The organism is Caballeronia udeis (assembly GCF_001544555.2).
In the GTDB taxonomy this organism is placed as follows: domain Bacteria; phylum Pseudomonadota; class Gammaproteobacteria; order Burkholderiales; family Burkholderiaceae; genus Caballeronia; species Caballeronia udeis.
The window spans coordinates 23,371-29,370 of the sequence record NZ_FCOK02000102.1 but is presented as its reverse complement, the minus strand read 5'-3'; the positions used below and the strand labels follow the sequence as shown (position 1 = coordinate 29,370).

The window sequence follows — 6,000 nt, the reverse complement described above, 5'->3', positions numbered from 1 at the left end:
CTTTCAGCGAGACAATGTCGCCGCGGATACGGGTGACCTTGGCCGCGGGAGCCTGAGCCAGCGCTGCGGTGCTTGCGAATGCCATGGCGACGATGGTACTGACGATTGTCGTGCGGTAGGACATTGGTTTCCCTTGTTCGCGTTTTGCATAAGTAGGCTGAACTGCGTCACTCGCAACGTTACCCGTTCAGGCTTTCAAATTCATACCATCCGCGCGCCGATGGCCGAGGTCGACCACCGACGCACCTTGAGGCTGGGTTCGGCGCGTTGTACAGAGCAGGATCCGATGACACGCGGCGCCGTACACCTAGTCATCAAACAGGTGTTCGACAATGCGAAGACATTTGCAGTCGACGGGCGAAGCGCACGAGCGCGCAACAGAGCGATTGAGCCGGGTACCTGCCTTTCCGCGACGCCTTGACGGGCAAGGCCTCCTGCTTCTCGTGGAGTCACACGTATGGACTGCGGCAAGACAAGCGCGAAGTCGTTGATTTACGTGATTGTGCGGTGCGGCTACCGCACTATTTCTCGCCACGATAAATTGTTGCCATAAGCTTAGAAAGACATTTCAAAAGCCTTGGGCCTTTGTCTCGCCGTACTTGCGGCGGTCGCATCAAAAATCGGTGCAGGCTCAGGTTCATCGGACCCGCTAGCTTGGCAATGTCGCTACTACCCTTCGCGTCGAAACGCAGGAGAGCTAGCTTGCGTCGAACTTCCGAATCGTGCGACCCGCAGCCATCCGTCGTACCTTGAAGGCAGTTTTGACACTCCATTCCGTTCAAATTCACAGTTCTCGTGCTACCTGTTTCAATGGGTTCGCATGTTATGCCCTTTCCCACAACTCTGCTTCGTACATACTCGCCTTGGATACGTATTCATCGGCGTTGGCATGTATGCCTTTGATTTCACCGTCGGTTAGCTGCCGCACCACCTTTCCGGGAGCTCCCAGAATCAGCGACCGGTCGGGAAACATCTTGCCCTCCGGAATTACTGCTCCAGCGGCAACAATACAATTCGCCCCTATCACTGCATCGTTGAGGATCGTAGCGTGAATCCCGATTAGCGATCCACTGCCAATCGTACATCCGTGAACAACCGCGGCATGTCCAATGCTAACTCCCTCGCCGACCGATAGAGGGTGGTTCGCATCCGCGTGCAGGATAGCCCCATCCTGAACGTTGCTTCCTCGTCCCACGGTAATCCTGTCATTGTCGCCTCTAATGACCGCTCCCGGCCATACACTGCTGTTACCCGCAATAAGGACATCTCCGATAATTGTCGCGGTGGTGCTCACGTAAGCACTCTGCGCGATGGACGGTTTCTTTTCTTTCAATTCAAAAATTGTCATGATTCTTTGTAAATGTGTTAGGAAACTTGGACAAAACCGGGCGCGTTCTAACCTCGAAGCGCACTTTTGGATACTGACTTCCCCTCCTCTTTTGTACGACGTCCCTTTAGAATTAGGCGATCAATAAACATAACTGCCAATGGGGTTATGAAGGCAACGTAAATATTATCTATTCCGTACGGATCCCCGAATAGATACCAGACGGTGGTCGCTATCACGGCGGCGAGCAGACCCAACGTCGCCCCCCGGTTACTGCTGAAAAACGGGAGGTAAAATCCAATCACAGCAACAACAGAAATCGACAGTCTTAGTGCTCGGGTGAAGAATGAGAGATGCAATACCTCTGGGAAGAAAAGCACAAAGATCAGCGGCACAAAGCCTATCGGGATAGACAGCAGACGCGACATTCTGAATTCCGCCTCTGGCGTGGGATGCCGTGCAGGAACGTAGAAGTCGCGCACAATCAAAGAGGATATGGCCAGTCCCACGCTGCTCACGCCGACGAACACAGAGGCCGCCAGCGATGTCGTGACGATCCCCGCCAAGACTGGGCTCATGTGTACCAAAAATATTGGAAAAGCATACAGACTGCCTATTTCCGGGAACAGAAATTTTGCGGCAACACCTATCAGGCCGAGCGCTATGCTAATGGGTACACAAAGGATTGCCGCAATATAGGCCGAACTCCTGACACTTTCCGGACGCTTTAGGGAGGACACCGCCTGAATGATGTATTGCGTTGAGAATATCGCTCCCATGTTAGCGATAATCCACGCCCCAATCGTTGTGGTGCCGATTTTCCCGTTCCACGTGAAATAGTCATGCGGCATCTGCATGAACATTGGTTTCACTCCATGGGTCATGGTCAATGCGACGCCGAGAACAATGAAAACGCCAATGTATTTTATGGTCGTGTGCACTACCGATACATACGCCATACTTTTCATACCGCCTATCGCGCAATAGAAGGTACTGACCATGGCGGTGATCACTGCCGCCGAAAGAAGCGAAATATGCAGGACGCTCGAGATTGCTGCAGCGCCGCTTACGTAATAGCCGACGTTCACAAGCAGGAGCGCATAAATCATGATCAGGGAAACGGTCACCTGCGTCGAGCGACCATACTTTCGGGCAATTGCTCCAGAGATTGTAAATTCACCTGAAGCGTAGAGCTTCCTTGCGAGGAACACCCCGAACAACGGAAAACCGATTGCAGCGCTCAGTACCGCCCATGCTGCAGCCAGACCTGATTCAAACGCAGACTGAGCAGTTCCGATCGTCGATTTTGCGCCGACGAACTCCGACATCATCAGAATCCCAACCACGACTGCCGGCATCGACCGCGCGGCAACCATGAAGTCCCCTGCATTCTTGCTTCGTAACCTCACAGTAAGCCAGATGGTTGCCGATAGGTAAATAATAAGTATTCCTACTATTATTGAAGTGTCAGCCAGATCAAATTGACGCATACTTGTCTCCTGCATATCAGTATGGCGAGCGTTATTTCGGCTTTTGACTACTCCGCTTTCACCTTGTCAGAAGCCCTGCGCCTCACCTAACGACCTGCGGTATTTTCCGCAGTAAACGCCGTTGGTCAGCAACAGCAGGCACGGAATCAATGTGCTCGCTGTCTGTCTCGCATATTTAGGGAATTTGGGAACCGGACCCTGTATCGATTACGGCCTAACCAGCATCGATGGGATACCGGTCCCGCCCGTGAATCACCCCAGACGCGTGCAACTCCTCGAGATTTTTCTGCGTCAACCCGATAGACTCAAGAATCTCTGAGGTGTGCTCACCGAGAATTGGCGGCGGGCGAAGATACTCGATTCCGGTCCGTGAAAACTTGATGGGGTTTGCAATTTGCGGTACGCACACACCTATTCCGTGTTCCATCGAAAAGACCATACCGCGACTGACTACATGCGGTTCCTCGAGAGCTTGCGCGACTGTGTTGATCGGCCCAGCCGGCACCCCTGCCTCTTCAAGCGCCGACAGCCATTCGTCCCGGCTTTTTGTGCGAAGGCATTGCTCAATCTGGTCTACCAGGCTATCGCGATTTGCGAGTCTGGCGCTGTTAGTCGCAAACCGAGAGTCGATGCCAATGGACGGCATCGACAAAACCCGACACAACGCCCGGAATTGCCGGTCATTGCCGACGGCCACGATCAAATGGCCATCACTCGCCGGAAAAGACTGATACGGGCAAAGGTTCGGATGGGCGTTGCCCCAACGTTTCGGAGGTTTTCCAGACACCATGTAGTTGAGTCCGTGATTAGCCAGCCATCCGACCTGCGTATCGAGCAAGCTCATATCGATATACTGCCCTGAGTTGCTGGTCTGGCGTTCATGCAAGGCGCCCAGGATGGCAACAGTCGCATACATGCCGGTCATCATGTCTGCAATAGGTACGCCACACTTCTGAGGGCCGCCGCCGGACCTGTCATCGCTCTCACCGGTAATGCTCATCAGGCCCCCCATCGCCTGAATGACAAAATCGTATCCCGCCCGCTCTCGATATGGACCAGTCTGCCCGAAACCGGTAATCGAGCAGTAAATCAGCCCAGGATTCAAAATTCTGAGGCTTTCATAATCCAGACCGTATCGACGCATGTCGCCGTATTTCAGGTTCTCGACGACGACATCGGTGGATTTCGCCAGCGTACGGACGATTTCTTGTCCCGCAGCAGTACTGAAGTCGACCGCGACAGAACGCTTCCCGCGGTTCGCCGCTAAAAAGTAAGCAGACTCCGCGCTAGGCGCTCCGTCCAAGCCTTCCGCAAAAGGAGGCCCCCACGCTCGCGTATCGTCACCAGTGCCTGGCCTCTCGATTTTGACAACATCGGCACCAAGATCCGCGAGCAGTTGCGTGCACCACGGTCCGGCCAAAATGCGACTCAAGTCGAGCACCTTAATGCCTGAAAGAACTCCAGCCATCACAACTCCTTCTGCGTTTGCTCGCGTTACGACGGGTCGAAAAGCACCCCTGGGTTCAAGATGGAATGCGGATCGAGTGCCTTCTTCGTGGCCTTCAAGGCTGTGCAGAAGAGTTCAGGGCGTTCCTTGTCGTACCACGGGCGATGATCTCGACCCAAGGCGTGGTGGTGAGTAACGGTGCCGCCGGCGTCAACCATTGATTGTTCAGCAATCGCCTTGATCGCCATGTACTGCTCAGGGATGCGGGCTTTGTCGCCATATGCAAACCAGGTGAAATAAGGCGCCGGGCCATCCGGGTAGATGTGCGTGAACCGACACGTCACTGAACCGGGTCTGCCAGTCACTTCGCGGATGGCGCGATGCGTTTCCGCCTTGACGTGTTTGTGCAGTTGTGCGAAACGATCCCAGGTAATTGCGGTCTCCATTGTTTCCCGCATAACACCTCGCGCGATCGCGTGTTCGCGCAACGCCGGGCCTCGGAGAAATTTGTCTCTCCAACTTTTGGCTCCCGAGTCGGCCGTCGCGGCGTCGCCCTGCAGCTTGGCGTCGTCCCAGCTGCCACCAAAGTCACCACAGATTTCCAGTGCCCGATTCATCCACGCATCGACCGGGTGGTCTGCCGATTCGAAGCCCAGCACAAGGATGTCGTAAGTTCCGTCGCTTGACCCCGTATACGCGGCTTCCTCGCGTTCAACAAGCCGTGCACTGGCTGGATTAAGCCCGGACTGCGAAATGACACGTACCGCTTCTACCGCGTCGCCATACCTCGCAAAACGCACGCTGGTCATCTTGCGATAAGTCGGGCGTCGATGGAGCTTTACCCACGCCTCCGTGATGATGCCCAACGCTCCTTCTGATCCGAGAAACATCCGGTCCGGGTTTGGTCCTGCTCCCGAGATCGGGAAGCGCCTGGATTCAACGTTGCCGGCAGGCGTTACCACCTTAAGGCTTTCGATGTGGTCGTCGATTTGCGTATACACGGTGGAGAAATGCCCCGCTGCACGCGTCGCGATCCATCCACCGAGCGAAGAGAACTCCCATGCCTGGAGAAAGAACCGCAAAGTGAGACCCGTCGGCTTGAGTTGTTGCTCAAGGTGGGGGCCAAGCACTCCTGCCTGAATCCGCGCAGCCTGAGACTTCAGGTCAACTTCCAGAACCCGATCGAAATACTTCATGTCAATCGACACGGTTCCCCGATACCGGTCATGCGTGGGAGGGTTAACTCCACCGACGACGCTGGTTCCACCGCCATAAGGGATAGCTGCAAGGCTGGCATCTTCGCACCACCGGTAGAGGCTGACGATGTCATCTTCAGTTCGGGGATACGCAACGACGTCCGGCGGATTTTTGAATTCTCCACGGATTGCTCGCGCGACATCAACAGTCGACGCGCCGTACGTGTGGTACAGCCGATCATGCTGTCCCGTCGAACAAATTGACTTTAGCGACTCAGGGACAGATACACGCGGTGCGCGCAACTTGATCGAATCTTCTGTCGGGAACGGTACCGGCTCAAAATCCGTCACCCCGAGCAGCCGCGTCCACGCTTTCTCGAACTCGGCGATCTCTTCGCCAGATACCTCGTCCCCTTCGTAGCCCCAACCGTAAAACTTGCGTCGCCGATCTTGCATGCTTGTCTCCAAGGGAAATTTGATCAATTTGCTATCGATTTCTCTAACATGAATAATACATATATTTTTCATGCACTTACGATT

Annotated in this window: 4 protein-coding genes; all 4 read right to left on the bottom strand. The window is 54.6% G+C overall.

Annotated elements, in window-relative coordinates; translation table 11 throughout:
- Positions 1 to 823 precede the first annotated feature (823 nt).
- The 4 genes from AWB69_RS40675 to AWB69_RS40660 all read right to left on the bottom strand — a co-directional run bounded on the left by AWB69_RS40675 (position 824) and on the right by AWB69_RS40660 (position 5,988).
- Positions 824 to 1,348 (bottom strand): gamma carbonic anhydrase family protein, encoded by a 525-nt coding sequence (locus AWB69_RS40675; protein ID WP_062092423.1) that lies wholly within the window; start codon positions 1,346 to 1,348, stop codon positions 824 to 826.
- Between the two features lie 47 nt (positions 1,349 to 1,395).
- Positions 1,396 to 2,817: a sodium:solute symporter family protein gene (locus AWB69_RS40670; RefSeq protein WP_062092422.1), complete on the bottom strand. Its 1,422-nt coding sequence runs from the start codon at positions 2,815 to 2,817 to the stop codon at positions 1,396 to 1,398.
- Positions 2,818 to 3,031: 214 nt separating this feature from the next.
- Positions 3,032 to 4,285: a CaiB/BaiF CoA transferase family protein gene (locus tag AWB69_RS40665; protein WP_062092421.1), complete on the bottom strand. Its 1,254-nt coding sequence runs from the start codon at positions 4,283 to 4,285 to the stop codon at positions 3,032 to 3,034.
- Positions 4,286 to 4,311: 26 nt separating this feature from the next.
- Entirely contained in the window at positions 4,312 to 5,988 is a 1,677-nt protein-coding gene (locus AWB69_RS40660) for an FAD-binding oxidoreductase (RefSeq protein ID WP_231937396.1), read from the bottom strand.
- Positions 5,989 to 6,000 lie beyond the last annotated feature (12 nt).

What these genes read in the sequence shown, in the direction of transcription:
- AWB69_RS40675 (WP_062092423.1), bottom strand. Translation starts at nt 1,348, where the DNA reads ATGACAATTTTTGAATTGAAAGAAAAGAAACCGTCCATCGCGCAGAGT.
- AWB69_RS40670 (WP_062092422.1), bottom strand. Translation starts at nt 2,817, where the DNA reads ATGCGTCAATTTGATCTGGCTGACACTTCAATAATAGTAGGAATACTT.
- AWB69_RS40665 (WP_062092421.1), bottom strand. Translation starts at nt 4,285, where the DNA reads ATGGCTGGAGTTCTTTCAGGCATTAAGGTGCTCGACTTGAGTCGCATT.
- AWB69_RS40660 (WP_231937396.1), bottom strand. Translation starts at nt 5,988, where the DNA reads ATGAAAAATATATGTATTATTCATGTTAGAGAAATCGATAGCAAATTG.